This window comes from Dellaglioa algida (genome assembly GCF_030127605.1).
GTDB classification, from domain to species: Bacteria; Bacillota; Bacilli; order Lactobacillales; family Lactobacillaceae; genus Dellaglioa; species Dellaglioa algida.
The window spans coordinates 1-23,136 of sequence record NZ_JANXLE010000009.1 but is presented as its reverse complement, the minus strand read 5'-3'; the positions used below and the strand labels follow the sequence as shown (position 1 = coordinate 23,136).

The window sequence follows — 23,136 nt, the reverse complement described above, 5'->3', positions numbered from 1 at the left end:
GATGAAATGCTTAGTTGTCAGTGATAGTCATGGTGATCGAGAGATACTAGAATCTATTTTAGCGCATAATAAAAATAAAGTTGATGCATTTTTTCATTGTGGAGATTCAGAGCTAGAAGCTAACGATTCACTCTTTAACGTGTTCAATGGCGTTATTGGAAATATGGATTTCGATATGAAATTTCCAGAAGAGCTAGTTAAAGTTGTCGATGGCGAAACAATTTATGTATCACATGGACACTTAACTGGCGTAAAAACCAATTTATTAACGCTGAGTTTAAGAGCCCAATCAAAAAATGCAAATTTTGCATTTTTTGGACATACGCATGAACTAGGTTGTGAGATGACTGATGATGGAATGTTGATTTTGAATCCGGGGAGTATCAGTTTACCGAGAGGACAGTACCGTGGTCTAGGAGGAACTTATGCAATTATTGAGGCGGATGCAAAATTTGTTCGTGTTACATATTTTACGAGACAACACGAGAGTGTTCCGGAGCTTAGTTCCGAGTTTAAACGTTAATTGATAGATAAAAAAATAAGCTTAAAATGACAATGTCATTTTAAGCTTATTTTAAATTATGATAACATGAACAATGATTTGTATACAAAGATTGCTAAAATACCAGCTAAAATTGGTGCCACGACTGGGACCCAACTATAATCCCACTGTGATTTACCTTTATTTTTAAGTGGTAAAAGTTGATGCAACAAACGCGGAGCAAGGTCACGGGCTGGGTTTAAAGCAGGTCCCGTTGCGCCACCTAATGAAGCAACTAATACGAGGACTAAGAAACCTAATCCAAGATGAGCCGTTCCAAGGTTATCAGAAAAGAATGGGGCTTTTGTAATTCCAAGTGCACCAAAGATTAAAATGAAAGTACCAACAAATTCGTTAATAAACCCATTTAATTTACTTTGAGCTGCATCAATTGTTGAGAAAGTTCCCAAAATACGTTCAGGATCAGTTGTTTGATCATAATAAGGTTTGTAAGTGGCTACGACAACTGCCTGTCCGAAAAAGGCACCCAAAAATTGTACTGCGATATAAGGAAGTACTTCACTCCATGGGAATAAACCAGAAACGGCTAAACCTAAGGTGAAGGCAGGGTTAATATGATTTGCTGAAATACTACCAAAGATTAAGGCAGGAATCATAACACCAAATCCGTAACCAAAGGCGATTAAAGCCCAGTCACTACCATGTCCTTTTGTATGTCCAAGTTCGACGTTGGCAACAGAACCGTTACCTAAAATTACCATAATTGCTGTACCAATAAATTCTGCGGCTAATCTTGTTGTTAATGTATAATCCATAGTGTCCTCCTATTTTTTGTTCACAATATTCACTATGGTACCAATATTGTTAACAAATGTAAATAATTATTAATTATTGCCATAATTTTTGAAAAAAAATAGTGTCTGAGCGTAATCTATTATAAAATGGAAGATGTACTAAATGTTTGGAAGGAGGATCTATTGAATGATAGCTAAGTCTATTGAAAAAATGTTATCCGAAAACCAGGAACACTTTTTAATTCCGGCAGAGATGGTTGCTAACGTCCAAGAAAATAATTTTTTGGATCATGCGTTATTGGTTTTAACGAAAGTGCGTTATGCCAAGATTCCAGTTTTAGATAATGATTATAAATTTAAAGGATTATTATCTTTATCTATGATTACTGAGACAATGTTAGGATTGGATGAGTTGGATGTTAGTAGGTTACATGAAATCTACGTAAAAGATGTCATGGAAACAGATATGCCGACAATCCAAGATCCTTATGATATTGAAAATGTATTACATTTACTTGTTGACCATCCATTTTTATCAGTTGTTTCTAATGATGGTAGTTTTACAGGGATTGTGACGCGTCGTGAACTTATGAAAAGTTTGAATCATATTGCTCATGAATTTGAGAAAGATTACACTGTTCAAGCAATTGAAACAAAAGAAGAAAAATAATATAACTTATAGAGGAGAATGATGATGGCAACTTTAGATGCACACGAAATTATTAATTTTATTAGTACTTCGAAAAAGAAAACACCCGTAAAAGTATATGTTAAAGGTGACTTAGCAGGAATTAAAGTCCCTGATACAATTGAAGATTATCTAAATGATAAAGCCGGTGTTTTATTTGGTGATTGGGCAGATGTTGAACCTTTCTTAAAGGCAACACCAGAAATTACGAGCTCGCATATTGAAAATGAAACACGAAACTCAGCCGTTCCATTATTAGATTTGAAAAAAATTAATGCTCGAATTGAGCCTGGCGCAGTGATTCGCGATCAAGTATTAATTGGCGATAATGCGGTTATTATGATGGGTGCAATTATTAATATTGGTGCTGAAATTGGCAAGGGAACAATGATTGATATGGGCGCAGTTCTTGGTGGTCGTGCAATTGTTGGAGAAAATTGTCATATTGGTGCTGGAACAGTTCTTGCCGGAGTTGTGGAGCCACCTTCAGCAACGCCAGTTATCATTGAAGATGATGTCCTGATTGGTGGTAATGTTGTCGTTCTTGAAGGGGTTCGTGTTGGTAAAGGTGCTGTCGTCGGTGCTGGTGCCGTTGTAACTAAGGATGTTGAACCATATACGGTAGTTGTAGGGATGCCGGCAAAAAAAGTTAAAGATATTGATGATAAAACAAAAGACAAGACAGAGATTTTAGCAGATTTACGCAATATCTAGAAGCAAATTGGAATGGGAGTAATTAGAAATGAGTTTAACAACTGAAGAGCTAATTAAAATCAGACGGGACCTACATCAAATTCCGGAAATTGGATTAGAAGAGTTTGAAACTCAAGCCTATTTATTGAACTTAATTTCAACATTCAATCACAATTTTATGACGATAAAAACTGTTGAAACCGGGATTTTAGTTCGGCTTGCTGGTTCGATTGGTCATTACACAATTGGCTACCGAACTGACATTGATGGATTACCGGTCGCCGAAAAGACGGGGTTACCATTTTCCTCACGAAATGAGGGTCGGATGCATGCTTGTGGGCATGATATTCACATGACCGTTGCATTAGGGATTTTAAATTATTTTTCAGAAAATCAACCAATGGCGAATATGACTTTTATTTTTCAACCAGCGGAAGAAAATGCCAGTGGCGGTAAAAGACTTTATGAAAGTGGTTTATTAGACGAATGGATGCCTGATGAAATTTATGCGTTTCATGATAATCCGCAGTTACCTGCGGGGACAATTGGGACCCGATTAGGGACTTTGTTTGCGGGAACATGTGAAATCCATGCGCATTTGACCGGTAAAAGCGGGCACGCAGCATACCCGCACCAAGCGAATGATATGGTTGTGGCGGGTGCACAATTAGTTAATCAATTACAAACGATTGTTAGTCGAAATGTTGACCCGATTCAGTCAGGAGTTGTCACGTTAGGCCAATTTACGGCAGGTACTACGGGTAACGTTATTGCTGGCGAGGCACAGATCAATGGGACGATTCGGGCACTGACGCAAGAAATGAATTTATTAATTCAAAAGCGTGTAACGACAATTTGTGAGGGTATCGCACTAACTTATAGTTGTGAAGTAGAACTGAATTTAATTCAAGGCGGTTACTTACCGGTTGAGAATAATGAAAGTAAAACTGAAAACTTTATTCGATTTATGAAAAATGATTCTGAAGTTTCATTTGTCGAAACACAACCTGCAATGACCGGAGAAGATTTTGGGTTTTTACTATCTAAAATACCCGGAACAATGTTCTGGTTGGGCGTCGATAGTCCATACTCACTTCATTCTGAGTTTTTAGCACCTAAAGAAGTTGCAATTGACGCTGGTGTTCTTGCAATGACACATTTTTTAACTGACAGAGATCTGCAATTAGGGAAATAAAAAAATGATTCAAATTATGTTTTTACATAATTTGAATCATTTTTTAGTTAAGTGTGATAGGTGAGTTTAACACATGTATGTGGGCTTCGTTTAAGGCGGCTAAGTAACCCGCCAAAAATGTTCGTTGGATTGGGGCCTGTTCGCCATTTAACGTGAACACAACAACCCTGAAGACTAAACTTCCTTTGCCCAGATCGACAAGACCCAAAATATTTGGGCCATCTTTAATTTCAGGGTGAAGTGGAACTAAATGATCATTAACTTTTTGTACAATTTCGGTTATTTTATCAACATCATCGGTAACATCAATTCGAATATCGATGACGGCTCTCATATTGTTTCGAGATAAGTTACTGACAATTGTAATATTACGGTTTGGCACAAAATGTAAGATACCATCATAGTCTTCAATCTGTGTCGTTCGTAATCCGACAGCTACGATAGGGCCTTCGATAGTATTGATTCTAACGATGTCACCAACATCAAATTGTTGTTCTAAAAGAATGAAAAACCCGGTGACGACGTCAGTCACAAATCCCTGTGCGCCAAGACCTAAGGCCACACTTAGAATTCCAGCACCAGCGATGAGTGTTCCGACTGGAACACCGAGTACTGAGAGAATGGCATATAAATAAAAGAACAACATAACATAATGAAACAAATTTAATGTTAGGGAATTAATTGTTTCAACCCTATTTGTTGAATATTTGCTGGACATTCGGTATTGAGCAAATGTTCGACGAATAATTTTTTTGCCAATCCAATTTATAACGATAAATAAGAACGAGAAAAAAATAAGTGAAAATGCTAGCTCAACTAAATGGCTAATAATCGAATCCCAATCGATATCAGCTATGTAGCGTGAAATGAAATTACCTTGTTTCGTGACCGTTTTAAGTAAGGTGCCTAAAACTAAGCTATCCTTTGAAATATGGGTTAAAAAAAGATTGTTCAAAATACTGTTCAAAATACTGTTCAAAATACTGTTCAAAATACTGTTCACCTCTAAATCTATTTATTGATATCATCATAGCAAATATATGAGTTAATGTGTAATTTAAATGCTAAACTGCAGTATGGTATCGATTGCAGTTTTAAGGTTCGAATGCTATCCTATAAGTAGATTTTGAATTATTTTACATAAGTAAATAGGAGGAATAATTATGACAGTTGGACAAATTGCGGGATTAATTGCCGCTATTGCTTTTGCGGTTTTAGTTCTATTCATTATTTTCGTTTTAATGCAAATGATGAGAACGCTCGGAGAAGTTAATAAAAGTATTTCAGCAATTACCAGTGACGTTGATGGACTATCTGGTGAGGTTGAAAATATGCTAGTGAAATCAAATGTCTTATTAGACGATGTGAATGGTAAAGTGGCAACGATAGATCCGTTATTTCAGGCAGTTGCTGATCTAAGCGAAAGCGTGTCAGATTTGAATGATGCAAGCCGCGACCTAGTATCACATGTTTCAGCAACATCAAAAAAAGCTAAAGATTCTTCGGCTTTCATTAATGTTGGTAAAAAAGCATTTGATTTTTATAAAAATAGAAAAGCTTAAATCAAGGAGGGGTTAACATGTCAAAAAAATTCTTATTGGGGTTAGCAATTACGGGTGGAGTTGCCGCATATGCAGCTTCTAAATTAATTTCAGAAAAAACAAAGCAAGATATTAAAAACCAAATCGAAGAAAAAGCTATGGATGCACGTGATCGAGTACTGGAATATAAGGCGTATGCTGAAGATGCTAGTTACGATTTAAAAGATAAAATAGGTGATTTTGACGAGATAAAAAATAATATAAGTGATAAAATCTCTGAAAAAAGTGACTTACTTATGAGTCAGGATGCCTATGCTAACGCTAAGGACGCATTGATCAATGCAAAAAATGATTTAAAGAATAAATTGGCTATGGAATCAGACGATATTTTTGAACAAATGACTGATTTAACAGATGAATTTTCAGACTTAGCTGATGAAGATATTTATGTTGATAGTAAGAGTGCCTTTGGTGAAGCCAAAGATGCTGATGAAGCAGAAGGAAAAGCCGAAACAATTTATCCCGACGGATGGACAGGCGAAAAATAAAGACAAAAAAAACTCATTACATTGTAATGAGTTTTTTTTGTCTAGTGAAGTTCAATTGTTTTTAATGTTTTAGGTGTAACTGTAAAAGGTTCATTACCATTTTCGGTTAAGTAGATACAGTCTTCAATACGGACACCAGCAACACCAGGAATATAAATACCAGGCTCAATTGAGAAACACATGCCAGGTTTAAGTTCCATTTTATTTCCTTCCATAATTGAAGGAAATTCATGTTCACTCTGGCCCATACCGTGACCGAGACGGTGAATGAAGTACTGACCATAACCGGCATTAACGATAATGTCACGGGCGATTTTGTCTAAGTCCTCAGCAATCATACCGGGTTTAGCAGCAGCTTGTGCCGTTAATTGAGCTTCTAAACATACTTTATGAATTTCTAAAGATTTTTCATTTGGTTTACCAAAAGCAATAGTCCGACTTGCATCTGAGATATAACCATCTGAAATGACACCTAAATCAAACAATGTCAGTGCATTTGGCTGAATTAAGTCCTTCTTTGGGAAGCCATGAGGTTCTGCAGCATTTTTACCACTTTGTACGATAGTATCAAAGCTCATGTGCATAATACCTTGTTTCTTCATCGCATATTCAATTTCGGCAACGATGTCTTGTTCAGTTTTACCTTCTTGAAGAGCTTTAAAACCAACTTCAAAAGCAATATCTGCCCATTTTCCGGCAACTTTTAATTTTTCAATTTCATCGGGTGTTTTTATGACTTTAAGTGTTTCGATGAACCCCGTTGCGTCGGCAACAAATTCTGCGCTTGGGAAAATACGACGAATAGCATCATAACGTTCAACGGTTAAGCTACCTTTTTCAATGGCCCATTTTTTTGGTGAATTTTGACGCTTGTTGATTTCACTTTGAATGATTGCAAAGGCATCTTCGTGATCAAGGTAACCATAAACAGGGTATTTCCAGCCTGTATCTTTGGCAGCTTCAACTTCGAGAGCCGGCGTAAATAAGAATGGATCTTGATCAGCAAACACAAAGAGTGCCATAACACGCTCAATTGGATCACTTTCAAAACCAGTAAAATATTGGATACTCATTGGATCGTTGATATAAGCAATGTCTGTGCCATTATTGGCAAGCCATTGTTGTAAAGATGCAATATGTGACATGAAATCTCTCCCTTTACATTAGTATACTGCATTATAACATAGGTATAGAATAACGATGAAGAATTGTAATTTTCATTATATAAATTTATTTTCATGAAAATAAGGTAAAAACGCTTGCAATTATCTTGAAAATTTGCTAAATTGTTCTAGTGCATGAAAACGGAATGAAAACTTGATATTTAAGTAATGAGAGGAAATAATATTAATGGATAAGCAAACAATAACAATTTATGATGTAGCAAGAGAAGCAGCCGTTTCAATGGCTACTGTTTCACGAGTGGTTAACGGTAACCCCAACGTTAAACCAGCAACAAGAAAGAAAGTTTTGGAAGTGATTGATCGTCTTGATTACAGACCTAATGCAGTTGCAAGAGGCTTGGCAAGTAAAAAAACGACGACAGTTGGGGTTATTATTCCCGATGTAACTAATATATACTTTTCATCATTGGCTCGTGGAATTGATGATGTTGCAACAATGTACAAATACAACATCATTCTAGCTAACTCTGATCAAAATGGTCAAAAAGAAGTGCAGGTATTAAATACATTATTAGCTAAACAAGTTGATGGCATTATTTTCATGGGTAATCAAATTACTGATGAATTACGTGCTGAATTGAAAAGAAGTCGGACGCCAGTTGTTCTTTCAGGATCAGTTGATCCTACTGGAGAATTAGGTAGTGTAAATATTGATTACGTTGCTGCTGTAATGGAATCGATAACGGACTTAATTAATAATGGAAACAAACGTATTGCATTTGTTTCTGGTTCGATGGATGAACCAATTAATGGTGAATATCGTCTCAAGGGCTACAAGATGGCTCTTGAAAAAGCCGGAATCAAATTTGATAAAGAATTAATTTTTGAAACAGATTATTCTTATCGTGCCGGCGAAACGTTATGGCCAGCAATCGCTTCAAGTCATGCAACGGCTGCTTTTGTCGGTGACGATGAATTAGCTGTTGGTGTCTTAAATGGCGCTAGGGATGCTGGATTACGTGTACCAGAAGATTTTGAAATTATTACAAGTAATGATTCAAAATTAACTGAAATTGTTCGACCTAAATTATCTTCAATTACACAACCTTTGTATGATTTGGGCGCAGTTTCAATGAGATTGTTAACAAAATTAATGGATAAAGAAGAAGTCAGTGAAAAGACTATTCTGTTACCATATGGCTTAATTAAGCGTTCTTCAACAAAATAATTTAATAAAAACTTGATTCTTCAATTGTTATTTGAAGTAAATCAAGTTTTTTTATTAGAATTTGGACGGAAAATTTATGAAAAATAAAAATAATATTTACTTCGCTTTGGCAGTACTAATTATTGTGATTCTATTTATAAGTTCATCGGAGACCTATAAACAGCAGACGTCTGTTCCATTTCTTGAAAAATATTTAGCTAATAAACCGTTTGAGAACTGGTTATCAAATGTGTCATTTAGTTATGCGGGTCAAGTTGAAAGTATTCAACAAGTTGGTTATTTCAAATTTGTTGAATTTTTCATTCGCAAAGCGGCCCATTTTATGACGTACTTTTTAATGGCCGGTTTTATATTCTTGGGATTAAAAAATAGGATTAAAAAATGGCGTTATAGTGGATTTATTGCAATTGCTTGTGCCGCAATTTATGCATCATTTGATGAATTTCATCAAAGTTTGACGGGTGGACGATCACCCCTCGTTCAGGATGTAATTCTTGATACAATTGGTGCAACAGCAGGGGTTTTATTAACTATACTAATAGTGACGCTTTATCATCGAAGAAAAACCCGCAAGAACTAAATTAGGCTATTTCACGCGAATCATGTTGATATTAGCTCGTTATTTTGATACTATAATAAACGGTTAAAAGTAAAAATTCAGAAACATTTCGGAAAGAGGTAGGGAATTATGTCAGGACATTCAAAATGGAATAACATCCAGGGTCGAAAAAATGCACAAGATGCTAAGCGTGGTAAAATTTTCCAAAAATTATCAAGAGAAATTTACATGGCTGCAAAAAGTGGTGGCCCTGATCCCGATTCGAACCCCTCATTACGCTTGATGCTTGATAAAGCTAAAGCTGCAAATATGCCTAAAGATAATATTAAACGTGCTATTGATAAAGCATCTGGTTCTGAGGGTGCAGATTATGAAGAAATCACATATGAAGGTTATGCACCAGGTGGAGTAGCCATTTTGGTTCATACTTTAACAGATAACCGTAACCGTACGGCATCAGAAGTCCGTATCGCGTTCACGCGCAATGGTGGAAACTTAGGTGAAACTGGTTCTGTTAACTATATGTTTGACCGTAAAGGATACATTGTTATCTCGCGCGAAGAGTTAGATACAGACGAAGATGCAATGTTTGAAGATGTTATTGACGCTGGTGCTGAAGATTTGAAGACATCAGAAGAATTATTTGAAATCTATACAGATCCTAAAGATTTACCAGATGTTCGTGCTTCACTAGAGGGTAAAGGCTATAAATTAGATACATTTGAATTGGTCATGGTACCTCAAAACTTAGTACCAGTTCCTGAAGATAAAATTGAACAATTCCACCACATGATTGATGCATTGGAAGAAAATGACGATGTTTCAGAAGTTTTCCATGCTGGAGATTTATCGGACGAAGAATAAATTTTAAAGATAATTGTTCAAAAAATAAAAATACGCAAAAAAAGCCAAAACTTAAATGTTTTGGCTTTTTTTGCGTATTTCAATATGAAGAAGGGAGGAATATTGAAATGATTGAAACAGAAATGAATACAATTTTTAAAATCTGCGTTGAGAAGAGGGCAAGTGATCTTTATATAATTCCAGATGCCAAAGGGTGCTCGGTTAAGTATCGTATCTCAAACCAATATCATAATTTGGATACATATTCAGAAAGAAAGTTGATGCAAATGAATAACTTTCTTAAATTTAAAGCTAATATGATTTTGAGTGAAAATAGGCGGCCACAGTTTGGGGCTTTTCAATGGCAAATTGGACATGAACAGATTAATTGTAGGATTTCCAGCGTAGGCGATTTTTTAGGAAGGGAATCAATCGTTATTCGATTCATTTATTCGGAAACTAATATGCCGATAAACCGATTGTTGCCATATCAATTTGAAGAATTAGCCGGTTTATGCCAATCTAGTGGTTTAATTTTGTTTTCGGGTCCCATGGGTTCAGGTAAAACGACAACCATGTATCAACTTGCCGAAAAGATACAACGTCAGAGGACGATATTAACAATCGAAGATCCAGTTGAAATTCATAATACAAATTTTATTCAACTACAAGTGAACGATAAAGCAAATATGACATATGCAGAGTTATTGAAGGTTGGGTTGAGGCATCACCCAGACATTTTTATTATTGGTGAAATTAGGGATGAATTAACTGCTGATGCGGCAATTAGAGCGGCTATGAGCGGTCATTTAATTTTAAGTACCGTGCATGCAAGAAATGCGGCCGGTACAATTAAACGCTTAGAAAATCTTGGTGTTAGCCGAAGTGATTTAAAAGAATCATTGCAGGCGGTTAGCTACCAACGCTTAATTGAAACAACGCAGGGATCAAATGGCGTTTTATTCGATTTATTATCCGGTCAGAATTTAAAGAATATTTTTGATGGGACGGATAATCAAAAACTTCCGCTAGAAAGGTGGCACAAAAATCTTGCTGAATGCGTTAAAAACAACATTATTACATTGGAAACGGCAAGTCGTTATCAATAGTGAAAGGTGGACAATAAAAAAGCAAAGTGAATTTTTTGAAGTATTAGCGGATTTATTGGATGCCGGGTTTTCATTGAAACAAGCATTAACCACTACGACGAGATTATTTTCAACGGGTAAATTAGATATTCAAAAAATTGAAGCCGAGTTAAGTCAGGGTGAAGCTTTTTCGACGGGAATTAAACCGTACATTTCAAAAAGTTCATATTATCAAATTATGATTTCTGAAAAATACGGCGGATTAAATAAGAGTATTAATCAATTAGGCAAATTAATGGCAGTTAGAGTTAAACAAAAGAAACAGTTAAAGCAACTATTGCAATATCCTATTATTTTGATGGGATTATTAATTGCATTATATATTGGTATTCAACAATTTATATTACCAGAAATTAACTATAGCCAACTGGGAACGACCTCGAACTCTGGAATCAAAGTAATCATTGTAAAAAGTATAATTGGTCTCTTTAGTAGCTTACTTATAGGTTACGGTATTAAAATTATTATTCGTGTTTCTAGGCAAACGACAATGAATCGACATGTTTGGTATTGTCAGATACCCGTAGTCGGCAAAATTTATAAAGATTACTGCCATTATTACTTAACTTTTAATTTAGGCCTACTGCTATCGAGTGGCTTGAATCTCAATAAAATATGTGATTATTTAAACCAATTTGATCAAGAATCGTTACTTTATCAACTGGGACGTCAGCTTACACAACATTTTGAAAAGGGCGGTAATACTAAACAAATGATTGATAAGAACCCACTTTTTCCGAAGGAACTAACTATATTTCTTGAAAAGGGAAATACGTTAGAGGTGATGAGTCAGGAATTACTAATATTTTCTGAATTAACTTATCGAAAATTTGAATCATCTGTCGAAAAAATGATGGTTTATGTGCAACCAATTGCATTTATAATTGTGGCGGCTTGTATCGTTGGACTATATTTAGCAATCTTATTACCTATGTATCAAACAATGGAGGAAATTAAATGAAAAACAATCGAAAAAAATTAAAGGCATTTACACTTGTTGAAATGCTCTGCGTCCTTTTTATTATCTCTCTCTTAATGTTAATTATACTTCCGAATATTGGGCACCAAAGGACAAGTGCAAAGCACGTTAATGACGAAGCATTGGTCAGTGTAGTCCAAACCCAAGTTGATTTGTACGAAAATGAGACACACAATAAATCAATTAATTTTTCCGATTTAGTTTCAGAAAAATATCTCACTGAGAAGCAAGAGAAAGAAGCGCAAGCAAATCATATAGTTATTTCAAATAATGTCGTTAAAACTGAAAAATAAGTTATGCGCATTTAGCATGATTGAAATGTTGATTGCGCTGGCGGTTACTAGTTTATGTGGCTTATTGTTGATGGGACCGATGGATAGGGCATTGGCAACGTCTAGAGAAAAGCAATTTTGGCAAAATTTTGAACAGTTATGGCAAAGCGCGGTCATAGAATCACCGCTAAATAAGATGCCCAATATTATTAATTTTAATGAAAATAAAATGACTATCATCAATGGAAAAAATAAAATTAGTCTCAGTTATCCGAAGACTGTAACCGTAAAAAAACAGGTGACGATTAAAATCAGTAGAAGCGGACAGATAACCGGAAAGACGGTTAATTTTAAATCTACTTTACCAAATAGAAATCAAAAATTGGTTTTCCAAATTGGATGGGGCCAATTTATTAGAAGGGATGTAGAGTGATATGCGAAAGTTATCGGGAATTGTGTTAGCTGATGCCATTATGACGTTAACTATTGTGGCATCAGGATTTGGACTGTACGTTCAAACAAATCATACGTTACGAAAGCAAGCGGATTACTGGAATCATAAAACAACACTTACGAGAAATTTACGTGAGGTTAGTAAGCTATTAGTGATTCATCCAACGAGTAATTTAACAAAATTAGTTGAAGGTGATTTACAATGTGCCACTAAATCGGAAATTCGTATCCAGTCTGAGGAAGAATTAGTCAGCGTAAAATTAAAATGAAGGGGTTCTCACTGTTAGAGACCATTGTTGCCTTAGGAATATTTGTTATTTCTCTCAGTCTGATGACAACATGTTGGAAATTGTGTACAAGCCAATATCAAAAAAGTAATGAAAATAGTGAGTTTTCATTACAACAATGTATTAGTTTATTAGAGTCAGATCAACTAGATCTTAATATCATAGATGTTGGTAAATATACGGTTGCATTAAAGAATAATAAAACGGGCGCTAGATATTTTCTTAGTCAACATGGTGAGATGATTCAATTCATCGGGTTTTCGGGAGGACACGTGCCAATTTTATACCATGTTAAATCATTCTCAATCGAGTACGACGAACCTATTTTATTTTTGAAAATTAAACAAGAACATCAAAATAGAACTTTAAAATTGGTAATTCCGATGGAAAAGAAGGCTCAAAATGCAAAAAAATAATTTATTAGGTGGGCATCTAGTTGTCTCGGCTATGTTTTGTTTAATGATGATGGTTGTTTTATTAACGGGTCAATTAGCATATTTTTATGCGAAAATTACTAGTTACCAAAAAATATGTCAATACAATCAGGCAGAGACAATGAAAAATATGACTATTCTAAATCAGACATCCAAAAAAATTGATGAAACATTTTATTATAATCTAGGTACCGTCGAGTACCAGAAGAACGTTTACCGGATAAAACTAAAAAATGATGTTCAATATACATTTTTAAATGATAAAAAAGAAACTTAACTTGAATTGATAATTAAAAATCGTTAAACTGAAACGAGCAAATAAATTCAGGGAGTGATTTTATGTCATTAGAAGAAATTGAAATGAACTTTAATCAAATTAACGAAACAATTGATATTTTACAAAAAAGTTTAGAAATCACTTATTTAGATGCCTTTATTGAAACTAGCAATAACTTGTTAGACAATAAGTCCGCGCATGTGGAATCGGGTCTACCAAATGATCAAGATGTGAAGCTTTTAAATCAAATTTATAAAAAAATGAATCTAGAGTCATTATCATCGGAAGATGTACGCAAAGTTATTCAGTTAGTTTTGCTGAAGGCAACCAGACAAGAAAAAATTCAACCTAATCATCAAATGACACCTGATACAATTGGCTTTTTAGTGGCATTTGTACTTGAAAAACTGATGGGTGAGAAGAAAACGTTCAGCCTATTGGATATTACGGTTGGATCGGGAAACCTCTTAACAACTATTTTAAACCAAATGTCTACGGACAAGTTTGAAATATCTAAGGCATATGGAGTTGATAACGACGATACAATGCTGTCAATTGCCGGATTAAGTGGGCAATTACAACGGCTGAATTTGGATTTATTTCATCAGGACGCAATTGATGACTTAGTCGTTAAAAAATCTGATGTGGTTATTGCGGACTTACCAATTGGTTATTATCCATTGGATGAGCGGGTCAGTCACTTTGCAACACGTGCTACTGAGGGACATTCTTACGTTCACCATTTATTAATTGAACAATCGGTAAACTACTTGAATGATGGCGGATTTGGTGTCTATCTTGTGCCTACAGGTTTATTTGAAACTGAAGAAGCAAAAAAATTATTAGTCTACATTCAGGAAAATGCATATCTTCAGGGAATGTTAAATTTACCGGCTAATTTATTTAGTTCTGCCGGTTCACGTAAATCAATCTTAATTATACAAAAACATGGAAATAACAGTAAACAGGTAGACGAAGTGTTATTAGGAGATTTCCCATCACTAAAAGATGAAGAACAATTCCAAAATTTTGTTAAGACGTTAGATAAATGGATTCAAATTAATTTTAACAACAGATAAAGTGACTCATATTTTGAGTTACTTTTTTGTTTTGGTAATTTTTGAAGAAAATATGTCTTTTGAAATTGGCGAACGTCATGTATAATTTATCTAATTACATAGAGGGAGATTGATAGCAATGACAGACAAAAGTTCAGGTGACCATCATTCCAGGGGACTAAAAAGTCGCCACGTTCAATTGATTGCGATTGGTGGAACAATAGGGACTGGATTATTTTTAGGAGCTGGACAATCGATCCATTTGGCAGGTCCATCTATATTACTAGCATATCTCATTACGGGGATTGCATGTTTTCTTTTAATGCGATCACTGGGTGAGCTTCTACTATCCAATGTGGATGCACACTCATTTATTGATTTTATTTATGAATATTTAGGTGAAAAAGTTGGATTTGTTGCCGGATGGACTTATTGGATTTGTTGGGTAACAATCGCAATGACAGAGATTACCGCGGTTGGACTTTATATGAAGTTTTGGTTTCCCAGTTTACCACAGTGGATTCCCGGTATGGTCATGTTACTAATTCTTTTAGGGATAAACTTAGTTACGGTTGGACTATTTGGTGAAACGGAATTTTGGTTCGCACTTATTAAGATTATTGCCATTGTTGTATTGATTTGTATTGGTATATATATGGTCGTCGTCAATTTTAAAACATCGGTCGGGCACGCTAGTTTAACGAACCTAGTCAATCACGGTGGCTTCTTTCCTCAAGGAATTAAAGGATTTGTTCTATCATTTCAAATGGTATTATTCAGTTTTGTAGGTATCGAGATGGTTGGGCTAACTGCTGCTGAAACGGAAGATCCGATGAAGGTGATTCCAGAAGCAATTAATGAAATCCCGCTAAGAATTATTTTATTTTACGTGGGATCACTTTTGGCAATTATGGCAATTTATCCTTGGAACATGATATCAGAGTCACAAAGTCCTTTTGTTCAAGTTTTTGAAAATATTGGGATAAAGTCTGCAGCTAGTATCATTAACGTTGTTGTCATTACGGCTGCCGCATCTGCTTGTAATGGATCGTTATTTAGTACTGGAAGAATGTTATTTTCATTAAATTATGGTAAAAAAAATAAGTTTTCTAAAAAAATCAGTACACTTTCGCACAATCAAGTTCCCGCATTTGCATTAAAATTTTCAACAGCTGTGATTGCTATTTCAGTTATATTAAATATGTTTATGGCAGAATCTGTATTTACCTTTATTTCAAGTATCGCGACGACGTGTTTCTTGTTCATTTGGGGTACGATTGTTATAGCACATTTGAAATATCGTCGTAAAATTAAGCTAGAAAAGGCAGAAGAAACATTAGCATTTAAAATGCCACTCTTTCCTATGACGAACTACTTGATTTTGGCATTTCTGACATTTGTGGGTATCGTATTGTGTTTGAAGCCGGATACATTAATTGCGCTTATTGCCTCAATTTGCTGGTTGATTATTCTGTACGGTATTAAAAGTGTTCAAATGAAACTTGCAGATTAAATTTTTTGAAAGACCTAAGATTTATTAAGGTCTTTTTTTTGTATATTCGAGATATAAACTATAAGATTAAAGAATATTTAGGAAGAAGGGTGAAAAATATGATATTTTTTACGTCTGATACGCATTTTATGCATGGAAAATTACTTGGAAATAACGATTTTGCACCGAGACCGTTCAAAGATGTCAATGAAATGAATCAAACAATCATTAACAGCTGGAATGAAATTGTTACGGATGATGATTTAGTTTATCATCTTGGAGACGTTGCAGTTTTAATGGCTAATTCTGGTGGTAATGAGGCAATTTTTAAAATTTTAATGCAATTAAACGGTCGAATTACTTTTATCAAAGGTAACCATGACAATCGTTCAATCATCAATTATATAAAAAAACAAAATATTTTAATTAAAAATAAACCGAAATTCGAATTTCATGATGTTGGTATTTTATTAAAAATGAATCATCATCAACTTTTTTTGACACATTACCCCATGATGCTGGGAATTACAAATAATAGTATCAATTTACACGGGCACATTCACCACTATAGTGTGAATTCTGAGACAAATATTAATGTTGGTATTGACTCTCCAGAGGTTAGTTATCTGGAAAATCAGAAAAAATTTGGTGCACCGTTTACGATGGCTGAAATTGACGTCATGATTGCTGGTAAAAAAGAAGCATTAAAAAACCAAGATGAGGTGGATTGAAATCAATGGAAAAAATCACAATTTTACACACGAATGATATTCATTCACATTTAGAGAATTGGCCTAAAATCAGACGATTTTTACAATCAGAAAAAATTAATCTTGAGAAGCAAGGACAGACTGTTTTAACATTTGATATCGGGGATGCAATTGATCGTGTCCATCCGTTATCAGAAGCGACAAATGGTAAGGCAAATATAGAATTAATGAATACCGTGAAATATGATGCTGTTACAATTGGAAATAACGAAGGAATTGGGAACTCAAGAAGTCAGTTACAACATTTATACGACGATGCAACATTTGATATTATTCTTGATAATGTGGTTGATGGGGAAGTCGATAGTCGACCTTCATGGGCAACCGAATATAAGCTTATGGAAACTGCGGCCGGGACTAAAATTGGAATAATTGCATTAACGGCACCGTTTCCGATGACCTATGAGATGAACGGGTGGGAGTCTAATCAAATTGATACAGTTTTACCTGAACTTTTGAAAAAGTTAGTCGGTAAAGTCGACGTTATTATTTTGTTATCACATCTAGGGTTGGGCGTAGATAGAAAAGTTGCTCAAAAGTATCCTCAGATAGATATCATTTTAGGCGGACATTCACATCACTTGTTAAAATCTGGGGAAATAGTGAATGATTCATTATTAGCCGCGGCTGGTAAATGGGGGATGTACATTGGTGAAGTCTCTGTTGAGCTAGAGAACCATAATATCACCCAGAAAAACGCCCGGGTAATTGAAACGGAAAGTTTACCCGAAATTAGCAGTGACCAGGCAGAAATAGCGGGATATAGGTCGCGAGGAGAAACAATGTTAACATCCGAGGTTATTACAAATTTACCTAGAGATTTAAATACATCGTGGACTCAAAATTCGGAATTAATGCAAGCGGCGCTTAAAGCAATTGAATTAGGGACTAAAACGGATATAGCCATGTTAAATGGTGGATTGCTTTTGAAAAATCTACAAAAAGGTGTTGTCACTAAAAATGACTTACATCAGACATTGCCGCATCCGATGCGGGTGATTACGGTTAAACTAACTGGATATAATTTGATACGACTAATGCAGGAAATTAAAAAGAATAGGTCATTTCTTAAAAAATTTCCAATTAGGGGGATGGGGTTCAGAGGCCAATTATTTGGTGAAGTTGTGGTTGATGGATTGACAGAACAAGGAAATGGTGAACTCTTGTATCATAAGCAAAAAATTGTTCTGGATGACTATTATACCTTTGCAACGGTTGATCATTTCATGTACATTCCTTTCTTCCCAACTATAGAAATAACAGGCGAAATCACCATAAATGGCAAAAAGTTTTTGAGAGATTACGTTGGGGACTATTTAAAAATGGAATTTTCTGTATAATGAAGTATGACTAAAGCAGTAAAAGGAGGTTTAAAATTTGAATCAAGCACAGAAAGAAAAACGAGAACAGCAGCTCGCAATCAAGGCAGAAAAATTAAAAGCCTACGCTAGTGAAGTTGTTCGACAGAGTGAGACCAGAATAGTAATCGATAACCGTCCATATGATCTTGTTTCAAACTATAGAGATGGCTTCGAAATTGAAAAATTAACGGAACGGTTCAGCCAAATTTTAACAAAATATGATTATATTGTTGGTGATTGGGGATATGATCAACTTCGATTAAGAGGTTTTTATAAAACTGAAAATAAGAAAGCATACCGGTCACAATGTATCGATACCCTGGAAGATTATTTATATGAATATTGTAATTTTGGCTGTTCTTATTTTGTGTTACACAATTTAGAAATACAAAAGCCTGAACCAGTTTCTAATCCGAAAGAACGTAAAAAAACGATTAAGCCAGTTGGTAAAAGAAGAAAACCAGTAGTAAAAGCACATACGGCTGAAAAAAAATATCAAATTAAAAATAAAAAACCTAAAGCACCATTAAATAAAACAAAACCTGTTAAAACACAAAAGAATGTTTCAAAACCGGCACCAAAACGTACGAAGAAACATGAATTTGTAATTAGACAAAAAGATAAATCATAATTAAACGGATAAGGTGATAATAATGGCATATAAAGGTTATATGATTGATTTAGACGGTACAATTTATCGAGGAAAAGAAAAAATTGCGGCGGCAAAAAGATTCGTTGAGTCTCTTCAGGCACGTAATATAGCATTTTTATTTGTGACTAACAACACGACTAAAATGCCAAAAGATGTTGTTGCAAATTTAGCCAATAATTTTGATATTCATGTGACAGAAAAAGAAGTCTACACGGCCGCGCTTGCGACTGCAGACTACTTAGCTTCGCTAGATTCCAATAAAAAAAGTGTCTACATCATTGGGGAGCATGGACTAAAACAAGCTATTATGGATAAAAATTTTGTTGTTGAAGAAACAGCGCCTGATTACGTTATCGTTGGTTTAGATTCTGATGTTACTTATCATAAATTTGAAATGGCTACATTAGCCATCAAACGTGGTGCTAAGTTCATTGGAACGAATGCTGACACGAATATTCCAAACGAACGAGGGTTACTTCCCGGTGCCGGATCTTTAGTAAGGATGGTTGAGTGTACAACGCAGCAAGAAGCCACTTATATTGGGAAACCAGAGACAATTATTATGGAAGAAGCGCTGTTGAGATTGGGACTTGAGAAGAGCGAAGTCGTAATGGTCGGCGATAATTATATGACTGATATCATGGCCGGGATTAATTTTGGCGTTGATACAATGTTAGTTTATACGGGCGTTTCAACGAAGGAATTAGTAGCATCAAAACCGGTACAACCAACAATTCAAATGGATTCACTTGATGATTGGGATTTTGATAATGATAGAACGCGTTAAAAAAGTGGGGCAGTGGCTGAGTTTATATCTAGCGATTGTCTCTTTTTCTATTATAATCGTAATTAATAGTACGTTCATTTATAGATTTTTTGTGACCACATCACATCTAGAAAAAAAAGTTGGATTATCTCAAGCGGGATTGATGTCTGATTATAAAAGTTTGTTACGTTATTTTAATTACCCGTGGGTGGACAAACTGCAAATGACGCTGCCTTCGTCGTATGATGGTATGCAGCATTACCATGATGTTAAGCAATTATTTTTACTTAATTATATTTGTTTTATTATTTTTGGGTTTATTGCAATAACATTTATTATTCGGTTAGTGAAACAAAAAGAACTGTGGAGATTAATTAGGCCGTTTCAGATAGCAGCTACCATCCCTTTTATTGGCGTGTTTTTATTCTTCTTTAACTTTGAACACTATTTCATATTATTTCATGAACTCATGTTTAGAAATAATGATTGGATATTTTATCCACAACTAGATCCTATTATCCTAGCTCTACCAGAAAATTTCTTCATGATTTGTTTCTTGCTAGTCTTCATTCTGATAGAACTATTTTTTTTTATTGGAATTTACGTGGGTAAAAGAGAAATAAAAAGAACATTGAGAAGTTAGATTTTTCTAACTTCTCAATGTTCTTTTTATTTACTGAATTTTGCTTTGAGACCACCGAATACGGCTGGAATTAGAGAGATTAATATAATTCCTAAGACAACTAGAGAAAAATGATCCTGAACGGCTGGAATATTACCAAAGAAAAATCCGGCAGAACAACAAATTGTGACCCATGAAAATCCGCCTATTAAACTAAATCGTAAGAAACGAGAATACTTAAATCCACTACCACCAACGATGAAAGGAGCGAAAGTTCGTATAATCGGCATGAACCTGGCTAATATAATTGCGGGACCACCATGTTTGTTAAAGAACTGTTCAGTTCTGTTTAGATTATCTTGATTGATCAATTTACCGAATACAGCGTGTTCCGAAACTGAACTCCCTACTTTTTTTCCAATAAAGAAGTTTAGCGAGTCGCCTAAGTAGGCAGCTGCAAGGAAAAGTCCCACGAATATCCAAATATTTAAATGGTAAATTGAGTTTGCTGCCAAAGCGCTTGCGGCAAACAACAGCGAGTCGCCCGGTAGAAATGGTAAAATAACAGCACCAGTTTCAATAAAAATAATAAAAAATAAAATAAGGTAGGTCCAATTTCCAAAGTTAGTGACAATGCTGATTAAATGTGTGTCTATATGTAGAACAAAATCGATGAAAAAATTTATTACGGACATAAGTATACGTACTCCTTTAATTTTTTGTATTTTGTTTTATCAGCTGAGTACTGTGAATGGTTCGGCTAGTCTTTGGGTTGATATAACTCAAAGCGCTAGTTACCGCAGTAGGAGCCTCACCGAAACCCGAAGCAATTAAAGCAACTTTACCCGGATATGAAACGATATCTCCCGCGGCAAAAATACCGGGAGTTGAGGTCTCCATTTCGGAATTCACAGATAACAACTTTTTATTCATAAGTAATCCCCATTTACGAATAATTTTATTATCGGATAAATAACCATAATTCACAAGTAAATTATCAACAATTATTGTTTTATTAATATTATCTTTAGAATGCTTCAAAAGTATTGCAAGATGACCCTCTTTTTTAGAAAGTGATTGAATGACAAAGGGTGTTTCAAAGATGGTATTAGTTTCTTTTAACTTCGAAACGCTGTATTCCAAAGCCCGAAAGGTATCTCGACGATGAATCATGTGAATTTGATTAGTTATTATGGAAAGTTCATTCGCCCAGTCTATTGCGGAGTCGCCACCACCAGCAATGGCAATCTCTTTATTTGAGAAATTGTCAGGATTACTGATATTATAAAATAAAGACTGATCTTCGAACTCCGTTGCATTGGGAATAGTTAATTTTCGAGGTTGGAAAGAACCGATACCAGCCGTAATAATGATTGTTCTACTATATGTAATACGTTTAGAAGTTTGAATTTTAAAAAAATCGGCTTCCTTCACAAAAGATAGAACAGTCTCGTTTAATTTGATATCAGGATTGAATTGAGAAGCCTGATTTGAAAGCTGTTTAACTAAGTGTTCGCCAGAGATGCCGGCGAATCCGGCCACATCATAGATTTTTTTTGTGGGGTATAGCGTGCCAACTTGCCCACCTATTTCAGGAAGACTCTCAATAATCTGAGTTTTAGCTTGCCTCATATGTGCATAAGTTGAAGCAAATAGACCAACGGGCCCAGCACCAATAATGGTAATATCAAATATGTCTTTTTCTGTCATATTTTGTCTCCTAGTATTCTATTTGTTAACATTATAGTAGTATAACGCATAAAAAATATAAAGTAATAGTAAATTAGAACGAAATTGGGTACAATGAAATCATTAAAGTTTAAAGAGGAGGAACAAAAATTATGGCATATCCACAACTAGACTTAGAACACGTGACGGGTCCACAAGTTAAAATGGTTACAAATTACGGTGATATCGTAATTCAATTATTTCCTGAACAAGCACCAAAAACAGTTGAGAACTTTATCGGCCTTTCGGAGAAAGGATATTATAAAGATGTTATCTTTCATCGAGTGATTTCTGATTTTATGGTGCAGTCTGGTGACCCAACTGGATCAGGAATGGGTGGCGAAAGTTTATGGGGAGATTCATTCGAAGACGAATTTTCACCTGAATTATTCAATCTAAGAGGGGCTTTATCAATGGCTAACTCTGGACCTGCAACAAATGGTAGCCAGTTTTTTATTGTTCAAAACTCAAACGTGCCTGAACAAATGGTTGATCAACTAAAGGATGCTAACTATCCTGAAGAGGCAATAACAGAATATCAAAAGGGTGGTACTCCCTGGTTAGATTTTCATCATACCGTATTTGGTCAAGTAATTAGTGGAATGGACATTGTTGATAAGATTGCGAATGCAAAAACGGCAATGCAAGATAAACCTGTTGAACCAATTGTGATTGAAAATATGATAGTGACAAAGTAAAAGGGATGAAAGTCCTTTTTATTTTGGGATAGTTTAACATGAGAGGAAGAAACTTATATGGAATACAGAATAGGACAAGTAATTTCTGGAATCGTAACTGGAATCCAGCCATATGGCGCTTTTGTAACAATTGCGGAAGGTATTCAAGGATTAATCCATATTTCAGAATGTCATAACGGATATGTTGACGACGTACTGAATTATTTGAAAATAAATGAAAAAGTTAAAGTACAAATTATTGATATTGATGAATATAACGGTAAAATGAGCTTTTCAATTAGGAACGTTTCTAAAAAAAATACTAGTTTAAAAAGTTCTGGAGTTAAAATCAATCATAAATATTATTGGACTAATAGGTCCGTAAACACTGGCTTTGAAGCAATAGATAACAAAATAGATTTTTGGATAAACCAACAATTAGGAG

The 23,136-nt window shown here is 34.9% G+C and carries 30 protein-coding genes; 25 read left to right on the top strand and 5 right to left on the bottom strand.

Going from position 1 to position 23,136, the window contains the following annotated elements:
- Position 1: 1 nt before the first annotated feature.
- On the top strand, positions 2-523 hold the full coding sequence (locus N0K73_RS07445; protein ID WP_112251533.1) for a metallophosphoesterase: 522 nt from the start codon (positions 2-4) through the stop codon (positions 521-523).
- A gap of 56 nt (positions 524-579) precedes the next feature.
- On the opposite strand, the gene N0K73_RS07440 is transcribed toward N0K73_RS07445, so the two are convergent.
- The gene (locus N0K73_RS07440) at positions 580-1,317 is read right to left on the bottom strand and encodes an MIP/aquaporin family protein (protein WP_057974582.1); all 738 of its coding nucleotides are present in this window, start codon (positions 1,315-1,317) and stop codon (positions 580-582) included.
- Positions 1,318-1,483: 166 nt separating this feature from the next.
- On the opposite strand from N0K73_RS07440, the gene cbpB reads away from it, so the two are divergent.
- From cbpB to N0K73_RS07425, 3 genes are read left to right on the top strand one after another with little or no spacing between them, the layout of a single operon-like run.
- Entirely contained in the window at positions 1,484-1,966 is a 483-nt protein-coding gene (gene cbpB / locus N0K73_RS07435) for a cyclic-di-AMP-binding protein CbpB (protein ID WP_112251537.1), read from the top strand.
- Between the two features lie 24 nt (positions 1,967-1,990).
- The gene (dapD, locus tag N0K73_RS07430; protein ID WP_057974584.1) at positions 1,991-2,698 is read left to right on the top strand and encodes a 2,3,4,5-tetrahydropyridine-2,6-dicarboxylate N-acetyltransferase; all 708 of its coding nucleotides are present in this window, start codon (positions 1,991-1,993) and stop codon (positions 2,696-2,698) included.
- A 28-nt stretch (positions 2,699-2,726) separates the two neighbouring features.
- Entirely contained in the window at positions 2,727-3,872 is a 1,146-nt protein-coding gene (locus tag N0K73_RS07425) for an N-acetyldiaminopimelate deacetylase (protein WP_112251539.1), read from the top strand.
- Between the two features lie 43 nt (positions 3,873-3,915).
- On the opposite strand, the gene N0K73_RS07420 is transcribed toward N0K73_RS07425, so the two are convergent.
- Positions 3,916-4,803 carry a mechanosensitive ion channel family protein gene (locus tag N0K73_RS07420; protein ID WP_112251564.1) on the bottom strand — a complete coding sequence of 296 codons (888 nt, stop codon included), beginning with the start codon at positions 4,801-4,803 and terminating at the stop codon, positions 3,916-3,918.
- A 232-nt stretch (positions 4,804-5,035) separates the two neighbouring features.
- On the opposite strand from N0K73_RS07420, the gene N0K73_RS07415 reads away from it, so the two are divergent.
- Together N0K73_RS07415 and N0K73_RS07410 are read left to right on the top strand one after the other, a co-directional pair.
- Positions 5,036-5,434, top strand: a complete 399-nt coding sequence (locus N0K73_RS07415) for a DUF948 domain-containing protein (protein WP_057974744.1) — start codon at positions 5,036-5,038, stop codon at positions 5,432-5,434.
- A 17-nt stretch (positions 5,435-5,451) separates the two neighbouring features.
- On the top strand, positions 5,452-5,961 hold the full coding sequence (locus N0K73_RS07410) for a hypothetical protein (protein ID WP_112251541.1): 510 nt from the start codon (positions 5,452-5,454) through the stop codon (positions 5,959-5,961).
- 41 nt (positions 5,962-6,002) lie between these two features.
- Here N0K73_RS07410 and N0K73_RS07405 read toward each other — a convergent pair whose 3' ends face one another.
- On the bottom strand, positions 6,003-7,106 hold the full coding sequence (locus tag N0K73_RS07405; RefSeq protein WP_112251543.1) for a M24 family metallopeptidase: 1,104 nt from the start codon (positions 7,104-7,106) through the stop codon (positions 6,003-6,005).
- A gap of 205 nt (positions 7,107-7,311) precedes the next feature.
- Here N0K73_RS07405 and ccpA point away from each other — a divergent pair, with 205 nt between their 5' ends.
- The 17 genes from ccpA (at position 7,312) to N0K73_RS07320 (ending at position 20,307) form a co-directional block, all read left to right on the top strand.
- Positions 7,312-8,313, top strand: a complete 1,002-nt coding sequence (ccpA, locus tag N0K73_RS07400) for a catabolite control protein A (protein ID WP_057974747.1) — start codon at positions 7,312-7,314, stop codon at positions 8,311-8,313.
- Between the two features lie 76 nt (positions 8,314-8,389).
- Entirely contained in the window at positions 8,390-8,893 is a 504-nt protein-coding gene (locus N0K73_RS07395; RefSeq protein WP_112251545.1) for a VanZ family protein, read from the top strand.
- Positions 8,894-9,001: 108 nt separating this feature from the next.
- Positions 9,002-9,736, top strand: coding sequence for a YebC/PmpR family DNA-binding transcriptional regulator (locus N0K73_RS07390; RefSeq protein WP_057974749.1), 735 nt, complete (start codon positions 9,002-9,004; stop codon positions 9,734-9,736).
- 107 nt (positions 9,737-9,843) lie between these two features.
- Positions 9,844-10,824, top strand: coding sequence for a competence type IV pilus ATPase ComGA (gene comGA / locus N0K73_RS07385; RefSeq protein ID WP_225416513.1), 981 nt, complete (start codon positions 9,844-9,846; stop codon positions 10,822-10,824).
- Positions 10,766-11,824, top strand: a complete 1,059-nt coding sequence (gene comGB, locus N0K73_RS07380) for a competence type IV pilus assembly protein ComGB (RefSeq protein WP_112251547.1) — start codon at positions 10,766-10,768, stop codon at positions 11,822-11,824. The genes comGA and comGB overlap by 59 nt, the downstream gene beginning before the upstream one ends.
- Positions 11,821-12,135, top strand: coding sequence for a competence type IV pilus major pilin ComGC (gene comGC, locus N0K73_RS07375; protein WP_057974752.1), 315 nt, complete (start codon positions 11,821-11,823; stop codon positions 12,133-12,135). Before comGB ends, comGC begins: the two co-directional genes overlap by 4 nt.
- A 16-nt stretch (positions 12,136-12,151) precedes the next feature.
- Positions 12,152-12,547 carry a hypothetical protein gene (locus N0K73_RS07370; protein ID WP_146302684.1) on the top strand — a complete coding sequence of 132 codons (396 nt, stop codon included), beginning with the start codon at positions 12,152-12,154 and terminating at the stop codon, positions 12,545-12,547.
- A gap of 1 nt (position 12,548) precedes the next feature.
- Positions 12,549-12,836 (top strand): hypothetical protein, encoded by a 288-nt coding sequence (locus tag N0K73_RS07365; protein WP_057974754.1) that lies wholly within the window; start codon positions 12,549-12,551, stop codon positions 12,834-12,836.
- Positions 12,833-13,270: a type II secretion system protein gene (locus N0K73_RS07360; RefSeq protein WP_057974755.1), complete on the top strand. Its 438-nt coding sequence runs from the start codon at positions 12,833-12,835 to the stop codon at positions 13,268-13,270. The genes N0K73_RS07365 and N0K73_RS07360 overlap by 4 nt, the downstream gene beginning before the upstream one ends.
- Positions 13,257-13,565 carry a hypothetical protein gene (locus tag N0K73_RS07355; RefSeq protein ID WP_057974756.1) on the top strand — a complete coding sequence of 103 codons (309 nt, stop codon included), beginning with the start codon at positions 13,257-13,259 and terminating at the stop codon, positions 13,563-13,565. The genes N0K73_RS07360 and N0K73_RS07355 overlap by 14 nt, the downstream gene beginning before the upstream one ends.
- Positions 13,566-13,627: 62 nt before the next feature.
- Entirely contained in the window at positions 13,628-14,644 is a 1,017-nt protein-coding gene (locus N0K73_RS07350; protein WP_057974757.1) for a class I SAM-dependent methyltransferase, read from the top strand.
- Positions 14,645-14,762: 118 nt separating this feature from the next.
- Positions 14,763-16,136, top strand: coding sequence for an amino acid permease (locus N0K73_RS07345; RefSeq protein WP_057974758.1), 1,374 nt, complete (start codon positions 14,763-14,765; stop codon positions 16,134-16,136).
- A 98-nt stretch (positions 16,137-16,234) separates the two neighbouring features.
- On the top strand, positions 16,235-16,846 hold the full coding sequence (locus N0K73_RS07340; RefSeq protein WP_057974759.1) for a metallophosphoesterase family protein: 612 nt from the start codon (positions 16,235-16,237) through the stop codon (positions 16,844-16,846).
- 5 nt (positions 16,847-16,851) lie between these two features.
- On the top strand, positions 16,852-18,225 hold the full coding sequence (locus N0K73_RS07335) for a bifunctional metallophosphatase/5'-nucleotidase (RefSeq protein ID WP_112251549.1): 1,374 nt from the start codon (positions 16,852-16,854) through the stop codon (positions 18,223-18,225).
- Positions 18,226-18,262: 37 nt separating this feature from the next.
- The gene (locus N0K73_RS07330) at positions 18,263-18,877 is read left to right on the top strand and encodes a YutD family protein (protein WP_112251551.1); all 615 of its coding nucleotides are present in this window, start codon (positions 18,263-18,265) and stop codon (positions 18,875-18,877) included.
- Positions 18,878-18,899: 22 nt separating this feature from the next.
- Entirely contained in the window at positions 18,900-19,685 is a 786-nt protein-coding gene (locus N0K73_RS07325) for a TIGR01457 family HAD-type hydrolase (RefSeq protein ID WP_404825141.1), read from the top strand.
- Complete coding sequence (locus N0K73_RS07320; protein WP_181647459.1) at positions 19,669-20,307, top strand: TIGR01906 family membrane protein; 639 nt, start codon at positions 19,669-19,671, stop codon at positions 20,305-20,307. The genes N0K73_RS07325 and N0K73_RS07320 overlap by 17 nt, the downstream gene beginning before the upstream one ends.
- 26 nt (positions 20,308-20,333) lie before the next feature.
- Here the strand turns inward: N0K73_RS07320 and N0K73_RS07315 are convergent, their stop codons facing one another.
- Both N0K73_RS07315 and N0K73_RS07310 read right to left on the bottom strand, forming a co-directional pair.
- Entirely contained in the window at positions 20,334-20,972 is a 639-nt protein-coding gene (locus N0K73_RS07315; RefSeq protein ID WP_057974767.1) for a VTT domain-containing protein, read from the bottom strand.
- A 25-nt stretch (positions 20,973-20,997) separates the two neighbouring features.
- Positions 20,998-21,996 carry an NAD(P)/FAD-dependent oxidoreductase gene (locus N0K73_RS07310; protein WP_284068665.1) on the bottom strand — a complete coding sequence of 333 codons (999 nt, stop codon included), beginning with the start codon at positions 21,994-21,996 and terminating at the stop codon, positions 20,998-21,000.
- A 131-nt stretch (positions 21,997-22,127) separates the two neighbouring features.
- On the opposite strand from N0K73_RS07310, the gene N0K73_RS07305 reads away from it, so the two are divergent.
- Both N0K73_RS07305 and N0K73_RS07300 read left to right on the top strand, forming a co-directional pair.
- Positions 22,128-22,712, top strand: coding sequence for a peptidylprolyl isomerase (locus tag N0K73_RS07305; protein ID WP_112251557.1), 585 nt, complete (start codon positions 22,128-22,130; stop codon positions 22,710-22,712).
- A gap of 57 nt (positions 22,713-22,769) precedes the next feature.
- The coding region (locus tag N0K73_RS07300; RefSeq protein ID WP_284063901.1) for a CvfD/Ygs/GSP13 family RNA-binding post-transcriptional regulator at positions 22,770-23,136 on the top strand (367 nt) is incomplete at its 3' end.

Excerpts from the sequence above, each read along its gene's own strand:
- N0K73_RS07340 (WP_057974759.1), top strand. The coding sequence starts at position 16,235 with ATGATATTTTTTACGTCTGATACGCATTTTATGCATGGAAAATTACTT.
- comGC (WP_057974752.1), top strand. The coding sequence starts at position 11,821 with ATGAAAAACAATCGAAAAAAATTAAAGGCATTTACACTTGTTGAAATG.
- N0K73_RS07350 (WP_057974757.1), top strand. The coding sequence starts at position 13,628 with ATGTCATTAGAAGAAATTGAAATGAACTTTAATCAAATTAACGAAACA.
- N0K73_RS07445 (WP_112251533.1), top strand. The coding sequence starts at position 2 with ATGAAATGCTTAGTTGTCAGTGATAGTCATGGTGATCGAGAGATACTA.
- N0K73_RS07440 (WP_057974582.1), bottom strand. The coding sequence starts at position 1,317 with ATGGATTATACATTAACAACAAGATTAGCCGCAGAATTTATTGGTACA.
- N0K73_RS07360 (WP_057974755.1), top strand. The coding sequence starts at position 12,833 with ATGAAGGGGTTCTCACTGTTAGAGACCATTGTTGCCTTAGGAATATTT.
- N0K73_RS07305 (WP_112251557.1), top strand. The coding sequence starts at position 22,128 with ATGGCATATCCACAACTAGACTTAGAACACGTGACGGGTCCACAAGTT.
- N0K73_RS07310 (WP_284068665.1), bottom strand. The coding sequence starts at position 21,996 with ATGACAGAAAAAGACATATTTGATATTACCATTATTGGTGCTGGGCCC.
- N0K73_RS07320 (WP_181647459.1), top strand. The coding sequence starts at position 19,669 with ATGATAGAACGCGTTAAAAAAGTGGGGCAGTGGCTGAGTTTATATCTA.
- N0K73_RS07395 (WP_112251545.1), top strand. The coding sequence starts at position 8,390 with ATGAAAAATAAAAATAATATTTACTTCGCTTTGGCAGTACTAATTATT.
- N0K73_RS07345 (WP_057974758.1), top strand. The coding sequence starts at position 14,763 with ATGACAGACAAAAGTTCAGGTGACCATCATTCCAGGGGACTAAAAAGT.
- N0K73_RS07390 (WP_057974749.1), top strand. The coding sequence starts at position 9,002 with ATGTCAGGACATTCAAAATGGAATAACATCCAGGGTCGAAAAAATGCA.
- N0K73_RS07325 (WP_404825141.1), top strand. The coding sequence starts at position 18,900 with ATGGCATATAAAGGTTATATGATTGATTTAGACGGTACAATTTATCGA.
- N0K73_RS07335 (WP_112251549.1), top strand. The coding sequence starts at position 16,852 with ATGGAAAAAATCACAATTTTACACACGAATGATATTCATTCACATTTA.
- N0K73_RS07405 (WP_112251543.1), bottom strand. The coding sequence starts at position 7,106 with ATGTCACATATTGCATCTTTACAACAATGGCTTGCCAATAATGGCACA.
- N0K73_RS07425 (WP_112251539.1), top strand. The coding sequence starts at position 2,727 with ATGAGTTTAACAACTGAAGAGCTAATTAAAATCAGACGGGACCTACAT.
- N0K73_RS07410 (WP_112251541.1), top strand. The coding sequence starts at position 5,452 with ATGTCAAAAAAATTCTTATTGGGGTTAGCAATTACGGGTGGAGTTGCC.
- N0K73_RS07355 (WP_057974756.1), top strand. The coding sequence starts at position 13,257 with ATGCAAAAAAATAATTTATTAGGTGGGCATCTAGTTGTCTCGGCTATG.
- dapD (WP_057974584.1), top strand. The coding sequence starts at position 1,991 with ATGGCAACTTTAGATGCACACGAAATTATTAATTTTATTAGTACTTCG.
- N0K73_RS07370 (WP_146302684.1), top strand. The coding sequence starts at position 12,152 with ATGATTGAAATGTTGATTGCGCTGGCGGTTACTAGTTTATGTGGCTTA.
- comGA (WP_225416513.1), top strand. The coding sequence starts at position 9,844 with ATGATTGAAACAGAAATGAATACAATTTTTAAAATCTGCGTTGAGAAG.
- N0K73_RS07415 (WP_057974744.1), top strand. The coding sequence starts at position 5,036 with ATGACAGTTGGACAAATTGCGGGATTAATTGCCGCTATTGCTTTTGCG.
- N0K73_RS07365 (WP_057974754.1), top strand. The coding sequence starts at position 12,549 with ATGCGAAAGTTATCGGGAATTGTGTTAGCTGATGCCATTATGACGTTA.
- cbpB (WP_112251537.1), top strand. The coding sequence starts at position 1,484 with ATGATAGCTAAGTCTATTGAAAAAATGTTATCCGAAAACCAGGAACAC.
- ccpA (WP_057974747.1), top strand. The coding sequence starts at position 7,312 with ATGGATAAGCAAACAATAACAATTTATGATGTAGCAAGAGAAGCAGCC.